The organism is Amycolatopsis sp. PSD-21, from assembly GCF_055561455.1.
The window spans coordinates 143318-159741 of the sequence record NZ_CM145712.1; the positions used below are offsets into that span (position 1 = coordinate 143318).

15 protein-coding genes and 1 tRNA gene are annotated in these 16424 nt (G+C 69.0%); 13 read left to right on the forward strand and 3 right to left on the reverse strand.

The window, feature by feature from the left end; translation table 11 throughout:
* Nucleotides 1–59: 59 nt before the first annotated feature.
* Nucleotides 60–3263, forward strand: coding sequence for a glycosyltransferase (locus ACZ1DY_RS00720; protein ID WP_465483307.1), 3204 nt, complete (start codon nt 60–62; stop codon nt 3261–3263).
* On the opposite strand, the gene ACZ1DY_RS00725 is transcribed toward ACZ1DY_RS00720, so the two are convergent.
* Nucleotides 3264–4385, reverse strand: a complete 1122-nt coding sequence (locus ACZ1DY_RS00725; protein ID WP_465483308.1) for a hypothetical protein — start codon at nt 4383–4385, stop codon at nt 3264–3266.
* Nucleotides 4386–4530: 145 nt separating this feature from the next.
* On the opposite strand from ACZ1DY_RS00725, the gene ACZ1DY_RS00730 reads away from it, so the two are divergent.
* The 7 genes from ACZ1DY_RS00730 to ACZ1DY_RS00760 all read left to right on the forward strand — a co-directional run bounded on the left by ACZ1DY_RS00730 (nt 4531) and on the right by ACZ1DY_RS00760 (nt 8956).
* Complete coding sequence (locus ACZ1DY_RS00730; RefSeq protein WP_126732531.1) at nt 4531–5037, forward strand: hypothetical protein; 507 nt, start codon at nt 4531–4533, stop codon at nt 5035–5037.
* Nucleotides 5038–5112: 75 nt separating this feature from the next.
* The gene (locus tag ACZ1DY_RS00735) at nt 5113–5721 is read left to right on the forward strand and encodes a hypothetical protein (RefSeq protein ID WP_465483309.1); all 609 of its coding nucleotides are present in this window, start codon (nt 5113–5115) and stop codon (nt 5719–5721) included.
* Between the two features lie 187 nt (nt 5722–5908).
* Nucleotides 5909–6457, forward strand: a complete 549-nt coding sequence (locus ACZ1DY_RS00740) for a DUF2716 domain-containing protein (RefSeq protein ID WP_126732529.1) — start codon at nt 5909–5911, stop codon at nt 6455–6457.
* A gap of 10 nt (nt 6458–6467) precedes the next feature.
* A complete protein-coding gene (locus ACZ1DY_RS00745; RefSeq protein ID WP_126732528.1) occupies nt 6468–6869 on the forward strand; it encodes an immunity 7 family protein in 402 nt (133 codons plus the stop codon).
* Nucleotides 6870–7051: 182 nt separating this feature from the next.
* The gene (locus tag ACZ1DY_RS00750; RefSeq protein WP_465483310.1) at nt 7052–8008 is read left to right on the forward strand and encodes a hypothetical protein; all 957 of its coding nucleotides are present in this window, start codon (nt 7052–7054) and stop codon (nt 8006–8008) included.
* A 15-nt stretch (nt 8009–8023) separates the two neighbouring features.
* Nucleotides 8024–8542 carry a DUF4262 domain-containing protein gene (locus ACZ1DY_RS00755; RefSeq protein ID WP_465483311.1) on the forward strand — a complete coding sequence of 173 codons (519 nt, stop codon included), beginning with the start codon at nt 8024–8026 and terminating at the stop codon, nt 8540–8542.
* A gap of 120 nt (nt 8543–8662) precedes the next feature.
* Complete coding sequence (locus tag ACZ1DY_RS00760; RefSeq protein ID WP_465483312.1) at nt 8663–8956, forward strand: YiaA/YiaB family inner membrane protein; 294 nt, start codon at nt 8663–8665, stop codon at nt 8954–8956.
* 662 nt (nt 8957–9618) lie between these two features.
* Here the strand turns inward: ACZ1DY_RS00760 and ACZ1DY_RS00765 are convergent.
* Nucleotides 9619–9691, reverse strand: a tRNA-Gly gene (locus ACZ1DY_RS00765).
* A 197-nt stretch (nt 9692–9888) separates the two neighbouring features.
* Here ACZ1DY_RS00765 and ACZ1DY_RS00770 point away from each other — a divergent pair.
* From ACZ1DY_RS00770 to ACZ1DY_RS00780, 3 genes are all read left to right on the forward strand, one after another.
* Nucleotides 9889–11442 (forward strand): sigma-70 family RNA polymerase sigma factor, encoded by a 1554-nt coding sequence (locus tag ACZ1DY_RS00770; protein ID WP_257483632.1) that lies wholly within the window; start codon nt 9889–9891, stop codon nt 11440–11442.
* A 105-nt stretch (nt 11443–11547) separates the two neighbouring features.
* The gene (locus ACZ1DY_RS00775; protein WP_034309559.1) at nt 11548–11988 is read left to right on the forward strand and encodes a hypothetical protein; all 441 of its coding nucleotides are present in this window, start codon (nt 11548–11550) and stop codon (nt 11986–11988) included.
* A 32-nt stretch (nt 11989–12020) separates the two neighbouring features.
* On the forward strand, nt 12021–12884 hold the full coding sequence (locus tag ACZ1DY_RS00780) for an Fpg/Nei family DNA glycosylase (RefSeq protein WP_465483313.1): 864 nt from the start codon (nt 12021–12023) through the stop codon (nt 12882–12884).
* Nucleotides 12885–12897: 13 nt separating this feature from the next.
* On the opposite strand, the gene ACZ1DY_RS00785 is transcribed toward ACZ1DY_RS00780, so the two are convergent.
* On the reverse strand, nt 12898–14013 hold the full coding sequence (locus tag ACZ1DY_RS00785) for a serine hydrolase domain-containing protein (RefSeq protein ID WP_465483314.1): 1116 nt from the start codon (nt 14011–14013) through the stop codon (nt 12898–12900).
* A 169-nt stretch (nt 14014–14182) separates the two neighbouring features.
* Here ACZ1DY_RS00785 and ACZ1DY_RS00790 point away from each other — a divergent pair, with 169 nt between their 5' ends.
* Both ACZ1DY_RS00790 and ACZ1DY_RS00795 read left to right on the forward strand, forming a co-directional pair.
* Nucleotides 14183–15478, forward strand: a complete 1296-nt coding sequence (locus tag ACZ1DY_RS00790) for a histidine kinase (protein WP_125679199.1) — start codon at nt 14183–14185, stop codon at nt 15476–15478.
* 19 nt (nt 15479–15497) lie between these two features.
* Nucleotides 15498–16343, forward strand: coding sequence for a S49 family peptidase (locus tag ACZ1DY_RS00795; protein ID WP_465483315.1), 846 nt, complete (start codon nt 15498–15500; stop codon nt 16341–16343).
* Nucleotides 16344–16424 lie beyond the last annotated feature (81 nt).

Genomic DNA, 16424 nt, shown 5'->3' on the forward strand with positions numbered 1-16424 from the left:
AAGACGGGTTTCCCCGGCGGATAGTCTCCTCGTCATGGGCAGCGGATAGTCTCCTCGTCATGGGCAAGGGGACTCCTGGTGAGCGGTTGATCGAGTGGACCGGCGAGCGGTGCGTGCCGTGGGTCGACGACATCCAGGTGATCTACGAGCACTATCACCGCTACGCGTTCGCCACCCGGTTCGCCGCCGGGAAACGGGTGCTCGACCTCGCCAGCGGCGAGGGCTACGGCAGCGCTCTGCTCGCCGGGTCCGCGGCCGAGGTGGTCGGGCTGGAGATCGATCCGGCCACCGTGGACCATGCTCGCGCCCGCTATCCGGAGGTCACCTTCGAGGTCGGTTCGATCACCGACCCGGAGGCGCTCGCGGGCACGGAGCCGTTCGAGCTGATCACCTGTTTCGAAGCGATCGAGCACGTCGAGGCGCAGGAAGAGATGATGGCCCTCGTCCGTGCGCGGCTCGCGCCGGGCGGGATCTTCCTGTGCAGCACCCCGGATCTCGCCGTGTACACCCACGACCACGGCAACCAGAACCCGTTCCACGTCCACGAGCTGACCGAGTCGGCCTTCCGGACGCTGCTGGGGAAGAGCTTCGAGCACGTCACCCTGTTGCGGCAGAACGTCGCGGTCGGCTCGCTGATCCACGACGGCGGAACCTCGGCGGCCGAGCTGTTCCGGCTCGAGCCGGGCGACGGTGACGAGTGGCACGTCGCCGACGGTGTGCCGCACACGTACTTCGTCGCGGTCGCGTCCTCGGCGCCGATCACCCTGCCGAACGCTTCCATGCTGGTGGACCCGCATCTGACGCTGGTCGCCAAGGCCAACGCCGCCGCGGAGGCGCACGCGGCCGAGGCGGAGCGGGCACGTGTCGCGCTGGGCCGTGCCGAGGACGGGCTGCGCCGGGCAGGCGAACAGGCCGCCCGGCAGGCGGGCGAAATCGCGGAGATCACGGCCGCCGAACGGCGTGCGGTGGAGGAACGCGACGAGGCGACCGCCCGTGCCGAGAGCGCCCGCGCCGAACACCGCCGGGCCGCGAACGAACTCGGCCTGCTGCAGCGGAAGGCGGCCAACGATCGAGACCGGCTGCGGTGGCTCGGCCGGAACAACGTCCAGCTCAGCGAGACGGTCGGTCGCCTGGCCGCGGAGAACTCCCGGCTGCGGGCCGAGCAGTCCGCGCTCGTCCAGCGTGTGCTCGGCACGTACCGCGGCGCGGTCGAAAAGTTCGCTCCCCGGGGCACCCGCCTGCGTGACTTCTACGAGACGGCGCTCGGCCGTCCCACGGGAGCGGACCCGATCGCGGCGGCCGTACCCGGCCCGGTGGCGGTCACCACCAGCGACGAGCCGATCGTCAGCGTCGTCATCCCGGTCTACGGCAACTGGTCCTACACGCGTGCCTGCCTGGACTCGATCCAGCGTCACCTGCCCGCCACCCCGTTCGAGGTCATCGTGGTCGACGACGCGTCGCGCGACGACTCCGCCGACCGGGTCGCCGGGTGCGCCGGGATCCGGCTGGTGCGGGCGCCGCGGAACCTCGGCTTCGTCGGCGCGTGCAATCTCGGCGCCGAACACGCGCGCGGCGACTTCGTCATGTTCCTCAACAACGACACCGAGGTCCGGCCCGGCTGGCTGGACGAACTGGTCGACGTCGTCGAAACCCGGCCGGACGTCGGGCTCGTCGGCTCGAAGCTGGTCTACCCGGACGGCAGGCTGCAGGAATGCGGCGGGATCATCTGGGCCGACGGCTCCGGCTGGAACTACGGCAGGCTGCAGAACCCGGACCTGCCCTGGTTCCAGGCACTGCGTGACGTCGACTACTGCTCCGGGGCCGCCGTACTGGTCCGCCGCCAGCTGTTCGAGCGGATCGGCGGGTTCGACGAGCGGTTCTCGCCCGCCTACTACGAGGACACCGACCTCGCGTTCGCCGTGCGGGCGGCCGGGTTCCGGACGATGGTGCAGCCGACGTCCGTGGTCGTCCACCATGAGGGCATCTCGAACGGAACCGACCTCGCCTCCGGGGTCAAGCGGCATCAGGAACTGAACCGCAGCGTGTTCGTGGACAAGTGGAGCGTCCAGCTGCGCGACCACCTCCCGTCGGCCAGTGCGCGCGCGGTCTGGGCGGCACGGCAGCGCACCGAGGACGGCCATCGCGGTGGCACCGTGCTCGTGGTCGACCACCAGGTCCCCACACCGGACAAGGATTCCGGGTCGGTGCGGATGGCCAGGATCCTCGAGCTGCTCACCGGGCTGGGGCAGCGCGTCGTCTTCATGCCGTTCAACAACGCGTTGCCGGAGCCGTACGCGAACCAGCTGTACCGCATGGGCGTCACCGTGATCACCGGCCTGGACGAGCAGCTGGGGTTCCTGCGCGACGCGGGCCCCGACCTGCGGCTGGCCGTGCTGTCGCGGCCGCATGTCGCCTGGCAGCTGATCGAGCAGGTCCGGCAGCACGCGCCGAACTGCACCATCGCCTACGACACCGTCGATCTGCACTTCGTCCGGCTCACCCGGCAGGCCGATCTGGCCGCGCAACTCGGTGACACGAGCGAAGAGGTGACCTTGCGCCGGCGCGCGGAAGTGCTGCGGGAGTCGGAACTGGGCCTGACCCGGATCGCCGACGTCACCTTCGTCGTGTCCGACGTCGAACGTGAGCTTCTGCGGGAACTCGTCCCGTCGGCCAGGGTCGAGGTGCTGTCGAACGTGCACTATGCCGACGGCGCCGCGTCGGTTCCCGACGGTCGCGACGGGGTCGTCTTCGTCGGCGGCTTCGATCACACGCCGAATCAGGACGCCGCACACTGGCTCGCCACCGAGATCATGCCGCTCGTGCGCGAGCGCAGGCCCGACGCGGTCGCGCGGATCGTCGGCAGCAACCCACCGCCCGCGGTGCTCGAACTCGAACGCGACGGCGTCGTCGTGCGGGGCTGGGTGCCGGACCTCGACGAGGTGTACCAGACCGCGCGAGTGGTCGTCGCGCCGCTGCGGTTCGGGGCGGGGGTGAAGGGGAAGCTCGGCGAGAGCCTCGGTTACGGCGTGCCCGTCGTCGCGACCTCACTCGCTGCCGAGGGCATGCACCTCACACACGGTCGGGACGTCCTGATCGGGGAGACGGCCGCGGAACTCGCCGACCGGATCGTCACCCTGCTCGAGGACGACAAGCTGTGGGCTCGCCTGTCCGAGGAGGGCAAGACCGTGGTGGAGAGCCGGTTCGGTGCGGAACTGGCCCGGCGGACCCTCGCCGGCGTCCTCGAACCGGGTGGCCAGGCCTGATCAGCTCGGCGGCAGCGCCGCCTTGAAGGTGGCGCGTGTCTTGTCGAGGCTGGTGCGCAGCTTGTTCTTGTCCAGGTTGAACGGCTGCGACGCCCACAGCCCGACGGCGACCTTGCCCGAGGTGTACCACGTGCCGTCCAGGCGGCGGGCCCCGTCGCGCCCGGTGACGACCTCGGGGTCGCCCGGCCGCAGGGCGAATCCGCCCGCCTGGGAAGCCTGCATCAGGTAGGCGACGACGGCCTTCGCGTCTTCGTCCGATCGCGTGGGGACGGCGTACGCGAGATAGCCGGTGTCGCCGTCGCTGGATCCACGGAAGACGACGCTGGTGACGCCGTGCTGGGCGAAGATCTGCGCGGACTCCTTCTGGAAGAGCTTCAGCTCGACCCCTTTGTCGAGCGAGACCGTGGAGTTCTCGGGGAGCGGCGAGCCCGGCAACGCCGGAACGCGGTCCTCGAGAGCGGGCTCCGGCTGGGCGGCCCCCGGTCCGCCGAGTGCGTCCGGTGCCTGCGCGATGGCGGGTGGCGACTGCTGATCGCCGCCCTTCGGCGCCCCGAGCCACACGGTGCCGCCGATGATCAGCCCCAGCACGACCAGCACGCCGGCGGCGATGAACAGCCAGGTCGGTTTCTTCTTGCCGACGACGGCGTAGTCCTCCAGGGCCGGAGCGCGGTGCTGCGGAACGGCGTCGTCGGGGGCCAGCGACGGCAGGTTGCGGGGCAGCTGCCGGGTGCCCGGATCACGCAGGGGCTGGGGCGGCTCGGCGCGCAGGTACACCGTCGGGTTGATGTCGGCGGGCGACGGCGCCGTGGTCTTGTGGTCGGGGAGGCTGGGCAGGGCGCGTCTGCCCTTCGGGGGCTCGCTCGTCGGAGCTTCGCGCGGCTCGGCGGAGGGCGGCGGCACCGGCGGGAGCGTGACGGTGGGAAGCTCGGCCGGTCTGGCGGCCGGATTGGTGCTGTGCCACGGCCCGGCCGGATGACGCAACGGCGAGGCGACCGGCGACGGCATCGCGCCACCCGACGCCTCCGCGAGGAGCTCGTCGCGCCTCTTGCGGTGTTCGGTGTGCCCGATACGGCCTGAGGCCAGCTCGACATCCAGCTGCCGAAGCTCGTCCTGCCAGCTCATTTAGCCCCCTGCCGCCGGGTGTGGGCAGCCAGTGTCGCATGACCCGGACGGGTGGTTGATATTGGTCTTTCTCATTCTTGCGTCCGTTTCGGCGCAGGTCCAGCACTGTCCGGAGCGGTACGGTGGCGGACGTGGGAAGTGCCGGGTGACGGAAATCGACGCGTGTCGCGGCGCGCTGCGCGAGCTGGCCATCGGCAGGCTCGCCGGACGTGACGTCCGCACCTCCCATCTGGTGGAGGCGGGCCTGGACGCGATCGTCGCCGGACTCGACACCCCGTCCCTCGCCTTGCTCGCCGGGCTCGAATCCTCCGCCGAAGCCGCCGTCGACAAGGCGTTCGGCCAGGTCGTCGACGAACTCGGGCTCGAACTGCCCGCCGATCCGACGGCCGCCCGCTGGCTGCTGATCCACGGCTGGCTCACCGCGATGGTCGAAGGCCGTCTTTCGCCCGCGGCAGGCGGCGCGCTGGTCAGCGAGGTGGGCGAGTTGCTCGGGTCGCCGCCGTCGTTGCGCGGGATCGCGCGGTGGTCGGCGATGCTCGACGGCTGGATCCCGACCGACCTCACCCCGAGGGACGTCTGCGAGGTGCCGATCCTCGAGGAATCGGCCGAGCTGCTCGAAGGGCCCTGGCCTCCTTCGCCGCGTCACCCGTAAAGCCCCGTTTTCTGTCGTACATGTGTTCTAAAATGGTCGTTGTACAGCAGGAACAGCGGCGAAAGGCAGACACGGATGGCCTACATCACCCTGCCCACGTTCGTGGGGTACAGCACGAGCTCGGGTCCTTCGCGTTCCTCGTTCGTCCGGCGCTGGCGCCGCCAGTACGAGGACCCGGCCCGGGGCGGGTTCAACTTCTACCTCCGCGCCGCGAACGCGATCCGTGCCGGGCGGATCTCCGGCCGGGATCGCGAGGTGCTGCGGGCACTGGTCGAGAACGCGGACGAGCGCACGCGGCCGCACTACGCCGAGATCGCCAACGGCTGGCTGCGCTACGTCGGCAGGCGTGACCTGCGGCTGGCGGAGGTCGGCCGGTCGCGATGGCGGCTCGGCTCGCTCGAGGTGGGCATCAATCCTCATCTCGGCCTGCGCAAGGGCGACGGCCCCGTGTACGTCACCTGGCTCTACTTCAAGGAGGAGCCGTTGAGCCGGGATGCCGCGCAGATGGTGCTGTGGCTGCTCGAACAGACGATGGAGGAGCTGCGGCCGGGCGGGCGGCCGCTGGTGGTCGACGTCCGGCGCTCGAAGGAGTTCGCGTTGTCGCCGCGCGATCGCGACAAGGTGCGGCCATGGGTGCGGAGTGAGGCTTCGGCCTTCATGAGTCTTTGGGAGGCGGCCGCGTGATCGGACGACGGCGAGCCCGCGTTCGGTGGGCTCGCCGTTCACGCACCGTCATTCTCACGGTTCCGGCGGCGACGCAAGACACCTGATCAGGTGACAGTTTCGCGGAGTGTGCCCACGAGCTGGACAACTTGGGCCCTGAACACGAAGCTTTCCCAGTCTTAACCGGCCGAACCACCGAGGGTCGCTCGTGAACAACGCTTGGGAAGCCATCTCCAGGGTCGCAGATGAGCCCGCCTGGTACTGGGTCTACGACAAGCTCGCGTTCTGGCCGAGCACCTACGCGCACGCCTGGCCCGGCTTCCGTGAACCCGCCCCGTCCGTCGCCTGGGACCTCGCCCCCGGCGGCCTCGACCGTTCGTCACCGGAATTCCGGCTCGGCCCGTACGCCGTCGAGCAGAACGACGTCGCGCGCGTCGCGCTCGCGGCGCTGAAGGACTGCGTCGCCGAGGACGAGTGGGTCTGGGTGCTGCACTGGCAGCACCAGTCGTACCGCTTCTACCCGCATCGGCACGCCGCGCTCGACCCGTGGCCGGTCCCGGTGTTCCCGCGCACGGACTACCACATGTTCCTGGCGAACGACTTCCGCTTCGGCACGCTCGGGCACCCGTGGGAACGGACGTTGTGCGTGTACGGCGAGAAGCTCGTGCCCGCCTTCGAGAAGCACGGCGGGCAGATTTTCAAGAACGCGCTGCGGCGCGACGGGGCGCCGGCCGTGATGGCGGGCGGACCTGCCTAAACTCAGGCAGGTGTTCGAATACCACGGGTGGGTGACCATCCAAGCGAGCCCTTCCGGTGACGACGACGCGGCGCTGCTCGAGCGCATCGTCGAGCGGGTGCATCGCGCCGTCCGCGACTTCGGCGACGCCGACCTGCTCGACCTCCGCTGGGCCGCCGGGGTGCCGGTGCTGCACCTGGGCGGCATGGACAAACACGGCACGGCGATCGCGCCCGAGCTGGTGGACCTGTTCACCCGCGTCGGCGACCTCGCGCCCGGCTCCTACGGTCTCCTGCACGTCTGGGACGACCAGGATCCCGACCACGACAACGAGTTCAAGGTGTACCGGATGGCCCGCGGCCTGGTCACCGAACGCGGCGACGAGCACCTGTCGCCGGTCGCGCCGACCGTGATGGACGGTTACGAGATCTGAGCTGTCTGGCCAGCGCTTTTCGTGAGTGATCGAATTAGGCTGTTCGGCTGCTATCCCCGCCCGTCCGAATAGGACAGAGTTCATCCGGGTGCGGGTGGCATATCCCCGCTGAACGAGGGGGATTCGCCGTGAGATCGTCGTGCCTGAGATCGCGTCTCGGTGTCGTCGTCTTGGTGTCGGCCGTGGCTCTGGGGGTATTCCCAGCCACGGCTTTCGCGTATCCGGGGGTCGCTGCGACCTCCGCGCCGTCGATGGTGCCGGATTCCGCTCCCGATACCGCGGCCGCGACGCAATTCGCCAAGGAGGGCCGGAAGAAGGTCCGGATCGACGACCTGACCTCCGAGCGTTCGGAATCCTTCGCGAACCCGGATGGCTCCGTGACCTTGACGCAGAACACCCGCCCGGTCCGGGTCCCTCGTGACGGTGGCTGGATCCCGGCCGACTCGACTCTGAGCTCTGGGCCGAACGGGTTGTCGCCGAAGGCCGCGATGGCCGATATCTCCCTTTCCGCAGGTCGTCGCGGGGACGTTCAGACCGCGGGAACCGCACCCCTGCTGCAGTTGAGCGCCAAGGGCACGTCGGTAGGGCTCGACTGGCCAGGGGTGCTTCCGCAGCCGGTCGTTTCGGGCGCCATCGCCACCTATCCCGAGGTGCTCCCCGGCGTCGACCTCAAGGTCGAGGTGGACGTGGACAAGGTCCACGAGGTCGTCGTGATCAAGACGCCGGAGGCGGCGAAGCACCCGGCCATCGCGAAGATCAAGCTGGGCGTGCCGGTGAAGAACGGCAAGCTCACCAAGGACGACGACGGCAGTCTCCGGGTCAAGGACACCAAGGGTGCCGATGTCTTCCTGGCCAAAGCGCCCTTGATGTGGGACTCGTCGGGAGTCGAACCCGGCGCGACGGATTTCGTCCGCGGCCCGGCGGCCGGTGGCCGTCAGGCCAAGGTCCAGACCGAGATCTCGGGCAAGTCGCTGCTCCTCACACCCGACGCCGACCTGATGGCGAACGCCACTTATCCGGTTTACGTCGACCCCACCTGGCAGACGAACTACTGCTCCACCTGTGGCCGTAACCACTACTTGGTCCAGCACGCCTGCGGCTCTTCGAAGACGCCGGGCGAGGCGGGCGAAGTCGAATAAGTGGTGGTGACCAGCATGCAACACGACAATTCATGTGAACTTTGTGGGATCGATCGAAAGAGCTCTGTGGCCGAAATTCCACAGGCGGTTCGGTTGATCTCCGATATCAGGAAGTATGGCTACCATAAGGTCGGAGTCTTCTCGGAGGAGGACCATGAGTCGGACTTCAGCTATACGGTGGGGCTCGAACACCTGCTCGGGCATTCCGAGGTCTTAGTCATGGGGCTCGAAATCGAAGTAGAGTTCGGCATCATTGACAGCCTGGTCGAGCTGGTGCGATCCGGTGCCGAGTTCGGGGATATGATTCGCTCGGATTCTGTTCTGGAAGGTAAGGAAGTCTGTTTCCGTCTCTTGGACAAGACCCTCTATGCGGAATATGTTCAGCAGGCTGTGAACTTCTACAGGACGGAAGATTTTTCAGTACTGGCGGTGTATTGGCCGGATGAGAATGGGCTTTTTCCGTGGGAGGAAGGGGTCTCTGCTTATCTCGTGGAACGGCAACCCGTTTTGTGGTCGGTTTCCGGTGGCGACTAGCGCATAAGCGCTCACTCGGTTCCGCTCGCGTCGGCCGTGATCGACGGCTCTGAGAACCGGCCCCTTCTTGAGTAGTCGTACTCAAGACATCGCGGGGCCATCGGCGCGACCGTGGTACGCATGACGAAAACCTCCGCAGCGCCACCCACCACCGTCGCGTTCTTCGTCCAGGCCGCCCTTTCTTTCGGCCTGGCGCTGCTCGCGGTCGTCGTCGGCATCTGGTATCTGCCGGTCGACGGCTGGGTTCGTGGCTTCCTCGCTCTCGGCATGCTCTTCCTGACCACTTCGGCGTTTACGCTCGCCAAGTGCATCCGTGACCGGCAGGACGAGAACACCGTCGTCAGCAGAGTCGACCAGGCCCGGGTCGACAAGCTCCTCGCCGAGCACGACCCCTTCAAAGCGCCCGCGCTTTAGCCGTTCCCGGCGTCCTTGACCTCGGGGGCGGCGACGGCCTGTCAATCGGAGCGAGGACGATCCACATCTGGAACGCCACCCCGTGACCGAGGTTCCCCAGGAAGGCGAAGGGTAGGGCGGGACGAGCTTGCCGTGGTGCGCGAAGGCGATCGCGATGACGGTGTGGGCGAGTCCGAGGAGTCACCGGATGCCCATCATGCCGTCGCCGAAGTATTCGACCGTGCTCGCGGAGAGCGCCAGGGGAAAGGCCAGCGACGACGCCGGCGCGGCGTAGGCCGGTCAGGGTGCGCGGAAGCCCGCTCCACAGCGCGGCGAACATTCCGGCCGCGAGGACGACGCTGAGGAAGCCGAGCGGCGTCCGGGTTCCGGCGAACAGTTTCGCGTCGAGCCAGAAGATGAGGCCGACCAGCACGATCGGTACCGACGCCCAGGTGACGACCTCCGTCTGCGGGTCGACCTATGCACAAATCCGAATTACTACAGCCGTGTGACCCCACTCACCGAACCTGTAGCACTTAGTAACCAAGAAGATCAACGCGCCCGGCGAACCCATCGCGAAGGCGACGGGCGGGCAACCTGGGACTCCAGGGGCTCGGACCCCTGGGAATTATGGCGAGTACGCTGCGGCGCAGGCTTTACCTGCGCACGCGTGCCCGCGTGCGAGCGGATGACGGGATTCGAACCCGCGACCCTCACCTTGGCAAGGTGATGCGCTACCAGCTGCGCTACATCCGCATGTGTTGCTCTGCTCCGGTACTCGTTTGAAGCAGTGGAACAACCATACACCGACCCTCTGTAGCGGTTTCGACCCACCCCTCCAGGTGCTCCGGCGTCACACCTGGCGTACAAGGGGTGACGACGGCTGCATACCTCCGTATGGTGTCCCCATTCGACCGAATGGTGAGTCCTTCGGGGAGGAGGTGCCTGGCCGGATGACCGAGCAGGGCACGGTGCCGCTTCAGGCGGCCTCGGAATCCGACGAGCAGGCATTGCTCCAGCGTCTCCGTGACGGGGAGGACGCCGCCTTCGGGGAGCTTTTCGAACTTCACGCCGCCGCCGTGCGCCGGCTGGCCCGCAGCCTGGCCGCCGATCGGTCGGAGGCGGAGGACATCACGGCCGAGACCTTCTTCCGGGTGCTTCAGGCGTTGCGCCGGGGCGCCGGGCCGCGGGATTACGTCCGGGCGTATCTGCTGACGGTGGCTCGCCGGGTCTCGTGGGAGTGGCACGGCGCACGCCGTGACGTGCCGGTGAGCGACGACGAGCTGACCTTCCGGGCCGGGGCCGGGGCGGACACGCATGCCCGCACGGCCGAACATTCCCTGATCACGACGGCCTTCACGAGTCTGCCGGAGCGGTGGCGTTCGGTGTTGTGGCAGACCGAGGTCGAAGGCGAGCAGCCGGCCATGGTCGCGCCGCATTTCGGGTTGAGCGCGAACGCGACGGCGGCGCTGGCCCGTCGCGCGCGGCAGGGGCTGCGGGCGGCGTACCTCCAGGCGCATCTGTCGGTGAACCGCGGGCCGGATTCGTGCCGGGCCGTGGTGGAGAAGCTGGGCGGGTTCACCGCGGGCAGCGTCACCGGGGCCGAGGCCCGCCGGATCAAGACCCACCTGATCGGGTGCCAGTCCTGCCGGGCGACGCACGACGAGTTGCGTGACGTCTGCTCATCGCTCCGGGCGCACGCCGGGGTCGTCGCCTTGCTGGTGCCGGCGGCCGCCGGCGCGCACGCGAGCGGGGCGCTGTCCGGGCTCGCCGCGTCGGTCAAGGGGCTTCTGCTCGGCTCGAAGGTGAAGGTGGGCCTGGCGGTGGCGTCGACGGCCGCCGCGGGCGCGGTCGGGATCGTCGCCGGTCCGGCCGTGTTCGGCACCGACGTGACCCATACCGTCGGCCTGTCCGGGGGCGGCCAGCCGGAGCTGGCGTTGCTGCCGGCGCAGGTCGCGCCGCCCACCGAAGGCAAGCCGGTGGAGCTCCCGCCGCAGCGGATCGCCGAGGACCGGATGCACGGCAAGGGCGACCGGCCCGCCGTGACCGGGCAGGGCACGGGCGCGGAACTCGGGGTCTCCGACCTGCCGAGCCTGCCGGGTGCCGGCACGTCGCGGCAGGACGTCGGCGGCGGGGACGCCGGTGACGGCGGCGCCGAGAACGTCGTGCAGCCGCCTGACGAGCAGAACCCGACGCAGGAGGAGACCGCGCCGCGGAACGAGGTCCCGGAACCGGGCACCGGCACGAACCAGACCACCACGAAACGGGACGACATCCCGCCCGGTGAGTCGCTGAGCCCGACCTCGACGACCACCCGGGACGAGACGGATCCGTCGAACACGCCGGAGTCGACGACCGACCCGGAAGGGTCCACTTCGCCGGAGACCGGCACGCCCGAGAGCGAGACCGGGACCCCGTCCGGCGAGCCGTCGAAGGACGAGCCGAGCCCGGTCGAACCGACTTCCCACTATCCGGAACCGGGTGTCGACTACCCGACGTGCCCATAACGCCCGAGCGGGCATATCGCCTTCGAACTCTCGCGAATCCGGCTCCCGTCACGGTACGGTGGAGCTCGCTCACGACGAGCGAGCGGCCGCGCGGGAGGCGACTGAATGAACCGGCTGGTGCACGGCGAGGACGGCCGTGACTGGGTGGTCCGAGCCCAGATGGAATGGCGTGCTCCCGCGACAGCGGACGATTTCGAGCACGATGTGGCGGGCAGCTACGGCCCGGGTATCGCGATGGTCGCCGTGACGGCGCTGCTCGCGATAGTGCTCATCATGTGGACCCCCGCCGACGTGAGAATCCCGTCCTGGGTCCCGCTGGCACTCCTGCTGGTCGCGTTGTTCTTCCCGTTGCGGTGGATCCTGCGCCGCCCGTGGACCGTCGTCGCCGAGACCGAGGGCGACCTCGCGGGCGACCGGCCCTCGGAGCGCTGGGTGGGCACCATCCGCGGCATGTTCACCGTGCGCGGCGAGGTCTCGAAGATCTCGAAGACCATCCAGAAGCACTCGCTGCCGGATTTCGACGGCCCGTTGCACCCGGTGGAGTAGTCGCGGCGGCCTGAACGCGCGAGACTGGGGCCATGCCCGAGTTACCCGAGGTCGAAGCGCTCGCTCACCACCTGCGTGAACACGCGGTGGGCAAGACGGTCTTCCGTGTCGACGTGGCGTCCCTCAGTGTGCTGAAGACGGCGACACCGCCGTGGACGGAGCTGCACGGCCGCGAGGTCACCGGTGCCGGCCGCTTCGGCAAGCACCTCGATCTCGTCGTCGGGGAGCTCCATCTGGTCGTCCACCTGGCGCGGGCGGGCTGGCTGCGCTGGTCCGACGCGTTGGCGCCGGCGCCGCTCAAACCCGGCAAGGGGCCGATCTCGCTGCGCGTCCACCTCGACGCGGCCGCCGGGCCCGGCTTCGATCTCACCGAAGCCGGGACGAAGAAGGGGCTGGCGGTCTGGATCGTGCGTGATCCGGAGAAGGAGGTCCCCAGTATCGCGCGCCTCGGGCCGGACGCGCTTTCGCTGGACCGCACGGGCCTCGAGAAGTTGTTCGCCGGACGCACCGAACGGCTGAAGACGGCGCTCACCGATCAGTCGCTGATCGCCGGGATCGGCAACGCCTACTCCGATGAGATCATGCACATGGCGAAGCTTTCGCCTTACGCCACCACCGGAAAGCTGTCCGAAGGGGCGCTCGACGGGCTCTACGAAGCCATCAGCGCGGTGCTGACCAGCGCGGTGACGCGGTCGGTCGGCCAGTCCGCGGCCCGGCTCAAGGGCGAGAAGAGGTCCGGGCTGCGGGTGCATGCGCGCACCGGGCTGCCGTGCCCGGTCTGCGGCGACACGATCCGCGAGATCTCGTTCGCGGACAAGTCCTTCCAGTACTGCCCGACCTGCCAGACCGGCGGGAAGCCGTTGGCCGACCGGAGGATGTCGCGCCTGCTCAAGTGACCCGCCAATGCGGTCAGCACAGGGCGGCCATCACCGCGGGCATCGGCGGCTTCGGCACCCGCTGCCCGCCGTGCACGTCCGCGGCGAGGTCGTACACGTTCAGCGCGAGCACGATCTGCTTCGAGCCGTCCGCGTTGCTCATCGAGACGCTGAAGAAGCCCGGCCCGGCGCCGGTGTTGCCCCAGAACGTCTTCACGCCGTCGCCGCATTTCACGTCGAGCGTCTCGATCCCCGCCCCGTAGGCGCCGCCTTCGTCGTTCGGCACGAGCCGTTTGAGTTCGGCCTGTTGCGCGGGTGCCAGGAGCCGTCCTGCCAGCAACGCGCGGTGGAACGTCGCGACGTCGTCGACGGTCGACACCATCGCGCCCGCGGTCCAGTCGTACGACGGGCTGAACACCGTCATGTCCTCGCCGCGCATGTCGTAGCCGTGCAGATGCGGGCCGCGCAGGAACGGCGACCAGAGCGGGAAGTACGTCCGTCCGAGGCCGAGCGGATCGAGGATCCGCCGCTGGATCTCCTCGCGGACGTCGTTGCGGGTGACCTTCTCGATCACCTTGCCCAGCAACAGATATCCGGTGTTCGAGTACTCCACGCCGGTGCCCGGCGCGAACGTGGGCCGGTCGGCGAGCGACCGCCGGATCACCTCCGGCGGCGTGATGATGTGCGCCCGGTTCCCCTCGACGAGGTACGGGTCGAAGAAATGCGGATCGAGGGGATCGTGCACGCCGGAAGTGTGGTTCAGCAGCATGCGCAGCGTGATCTTCTCCGGCTCGTAGCCCGGTCCGCGTACGACACCGGGCAGCCGTCGCTCCACCGGATCGTCGAGGGAAAGCGAGCCTTCGCCCGCCAGTTGCAGCACCACCGTGGCGACGAACGCCTTGGTGTTGCTGGCGATCCGGAACCGGTGGTGCGGCCCCGCGGGTTCGCGCGTGGCCTGGTTCGCGTATCCGGCGCCGAAGCGCGAGACCGCCTCACCGGTCCGGACCTGGACGACCGCTCCCGGGAATCCCCCTTCGCCGACCAGATCGCCGACCGCCGCGCGCACCGGGTCCCCGGCCGCGACCGCCGTCCCGCTCGCCAGCAGGACCCCCGCCAGCACCCCCGCCGCGAGTTTCCCCGATCCGCGCATTGTGTTCCTCCCCCGGAAGCGATTGCCTGCGCACAGTCTTCTCCGCGCGACGGGGAGTGACCATGGGGACAGTGCCCGGGTCTTGGGTAGGGTCGGCCCCACCCTCAGTTGTCACAACTCAACGGAAAGTGGGGAGCAGGCCTTGCACCCGGTTGGTCGAGCGCAGAGCATGGACGCCGTGTCCGGGCTCGAAATCGCGCAGATCATCCCTTGGGGTGTGGCGCTGTTGCTCGCGATCCTCGTCGTCGTCCTCCTGATCAAGCTGAGGCGTCCCGCGAGCATCGTCGAGAACGCGGTGCTGCAGGCCGTCCACCGGATGTCGAAGGCGACACCGGATCTCCGCGAGGGCCTCGACGAGCAGGTCGCCGACAAGATCACCAGCCAGCTTCTGGAGATGCTCGACTGCGTCGCCGTCGGTATCACCGACAGCGAAGGCACGCTGCTGTCGTGGGACGGCGAGGCCAACGACCACTACGTCGACCTCGTCGACGCCATCGGCAACGCCATCCGCAAGCACCGGCGCGAGGTCGTCGCGCACGACAAGATGCCGTGCAACCACCGCGGCACCTGCCGGATGCGGACCGCGGTGATCGTGCCGCTGATCGTCGAGGGCGAGACCGAGGCCGCGCTGCTGGTCGTCGGGCGCACGCGCGGGCGGCTGGTGCAGATGGCCGACGCGGTCGCGCAGTTCGTCTGCACCCAGTTCGAGCTGGCGCGTCTGGACGAATCGAAGAACCAGCTCCAGCAGGCGGAGATCAAGGCACTGCGCGCGCAGATCTCGCCGCACTTCGTCTACAACGCGCTCAACACCATCTCGTCGCTGATCCGGACGGACCCGGAGGAAGCACGGGAGCTGCTTCAGGACTTCGCGGACTTCACGCGCTACTCGTTCCGGACGTCGGGCATGTTCACCTCGCTCGCCGAGGAACTGCGGAACATCGACCGCTACCTGACCATCGAGAACGCCCGTTTCGGCGGACGGCTCGAAGTGCGGATGAAGATCGCGCCCGAGGTGCTCTCGGTGGTCGTCCCGTTCCTGATCATCCAGCCGCTGGTGGAGAACGCCGTCAAACACGGCCTCGCGTCGAAGCCGTCCGGCGGCTGCGTCACGGTGATCGCCGAGGACTACGGCGCCGAAGCGCTGATCAGCGTCGAGGACGACGGCATCGGCATGGAGCCCGCCAAGCTCGCGGATCTCCGCAGCCAGCACCGCACGGGCGCGCACGTCGGACTCGGCAACATCAACCAGCGGATGCAGCAGGTGTTCGGCCGCGACTACGCGCTCATGGTCGAGACGGCGCCCGGTGCCGGCATGAAGGTGACCCTGCGGGTGCCGAAGTTCATGCCCGGCGTGCGGCCGAATCTGCCGGACTTCTCCGCCGACAGCGCCACCGTCCCGCCACAGGGCGGCCCGAACGAGTCCAGCGGGGTGAGCGGTTCGCGCAGCGGCGTGCTGCCGTCGTGAACGTCGGTAACCTGGCGGTATGAGCGTTGCGGACAAGCTGACCTCCCGTCTCCCGATGATCGGCGATCGGGGTGAACGCAAGGACGTCGTCGCCGTGGTGAAGCTGCACGGGGTGATCACGCCGACCCCGTCGCCGCTGGCCAGGGGCTCGATCAACCTCGCCGCCGTCGAATCGGCGCTGACGCGCGCGTTCGGGCACGAGCGGCTGAAGGCCGTCGCGCTGCAGATCAACTCGCCGGGTGGCGCGCCGACGCAGTCGGGCCTGGTCGCCGAGCGGATCCGCCAGCTCGCCGACGAGAAGAACGTGCCGGTGCTGGCCTTCGCCGAAGACGTCGCCGCGTCCGGCGGTTACTGGCTGGCCTGCGCCGCCGACGAGATCTACGCGCACCGGACGTCGATGGTCGGCTCCATCGGCGTGATCAGCGGCGGCTTCGGGTTCACCGGCCTGCTGGAGCGGTTCGGCATCGAGCGGCGGCTGCACACCGCGGGGGCGAACAAGTCCCGGCTCGACCCGTTCAGCCCGGAGAAGCCGGAAGACGTCGAGTGGCTGAAGAAGATGCACGGCCAGCTCCACGAACTGTTCGTCGACTGGGTCACCGAACGCCGGGGCGACCGGCTCTCCGGCGCCGAAGACCTGTTCACCGGGGACGTCTGGCTGGGCGCCCGCGCGGTCGAGCTCGGTCTCGTCGACGGCGTCGGCAGCCTCCGCCAGGTGATCACCGAGCGGTACCCGGACGCCGAGATCGCGATCGCCGAACCGAAGAAGCCGCTCCTGGCGCGGCTCGGCATCGGCGCTCCCGCCGCGGCGAGCGCGCTGCTGGACGCCGTCCAGACCAAGGCCGCCTGGAGCCGCTTCGGCCTCTGACCCGCGTGCGAAGAACGGCCCGGTCCTCGTGGATCGGGCCGTTCTTCGCGTTCAGGGCAGGTCGGATTCACCCGAACGGTG

What these genes read in the sequence shown, in the direction of transcription:
- ACZ1DY_RS00785 (WP_465483314.1), bottom strand. Translation starts at nt 14,013, where the DNA reads ATGCGCGGATCGGGGAAACTCGCGGCGGGGGTGCTGGCGGGGGTCCTG.
- ACZ1DY_RS00755 (WP_465483311.1), top strand. Translation starts at nt 8,024, where the DNA reads ATGCAACACGACAATTCATGTGAACTTTGTGGGATCGATCGAAAGAGC.
- ACZ1DY_RS00725 (WP_465483308.1), bottom strand. Translation starts at nt 4,385, where the DNA reads ATGAGCTGGCAGGACGAGCTTCGGCAGCTGGATGTCGAGCTGGCCTCA.
- ACZ1DY_RS00795 (WP_465483315.1), top strand. Translation starts at nt 15,498, where the DNA reads ATGAGCGTTGCGGACAAGCTGACCTCCCGTCTCCCGATGATCGGCGAT.
- ACZ1DY_RS00735 (WP_465483309.1), top strand. Translation starts at nt 5,113, where the DNA reads ATGGCCTACATCACCCTGCCCACGTTCGTGGGGTACAGCACGAGCTCG.
- ACZ1DY_RS00760 (WP_465483312.1), top strand. Translation starts at nt 8,663, where the DNA reads ATGACGAAAACCTCCGCAGCGCCACCCACCACCGTCGCGTTCTTCGTC.
- ACZ1DY_RS00775 (WP_034309559.1), top strand. Translation starts at nt 11,548, where the DNA reads ATGAACCGGCTGGTGCACGGCGAGGACGGCCGTGACTGGGTGGTCCGA.
- ACZ1DY_RS00780 (WP_465483313.1), top strand. Translation starts at nt 12,021, where the DNA reads ATGCCCGAGTTACCCGAGGTCGAAGCGCTCGCTCACCACCTGCGTGAA.
- ACZ1DY_RS00790 (WP_125679199.1), top strand. Translation starts at nt 14,183, where the DNA reads ATGGACGCCGTGTCCGGGCTCGAAATCGCGCAGATCATCCCTTGGGGT.
- ACZ1DY_RS00770 (WP_257483632.1), top strand. Translation starts at nt 9,889, where the DNA reads ATGACCGAGCAGGGCACGGTGCCGCTTCAGGCGGCCTCGGAATCCGAC.
- ACZ1DY_RS00720 (WP_465483307.1), top strand. Translation starts at nt 60, where the DNA reads ATGGGCAAGGGGACTCCTGGTGAGCGGTTGATCGAGTGGACCGGCGAG.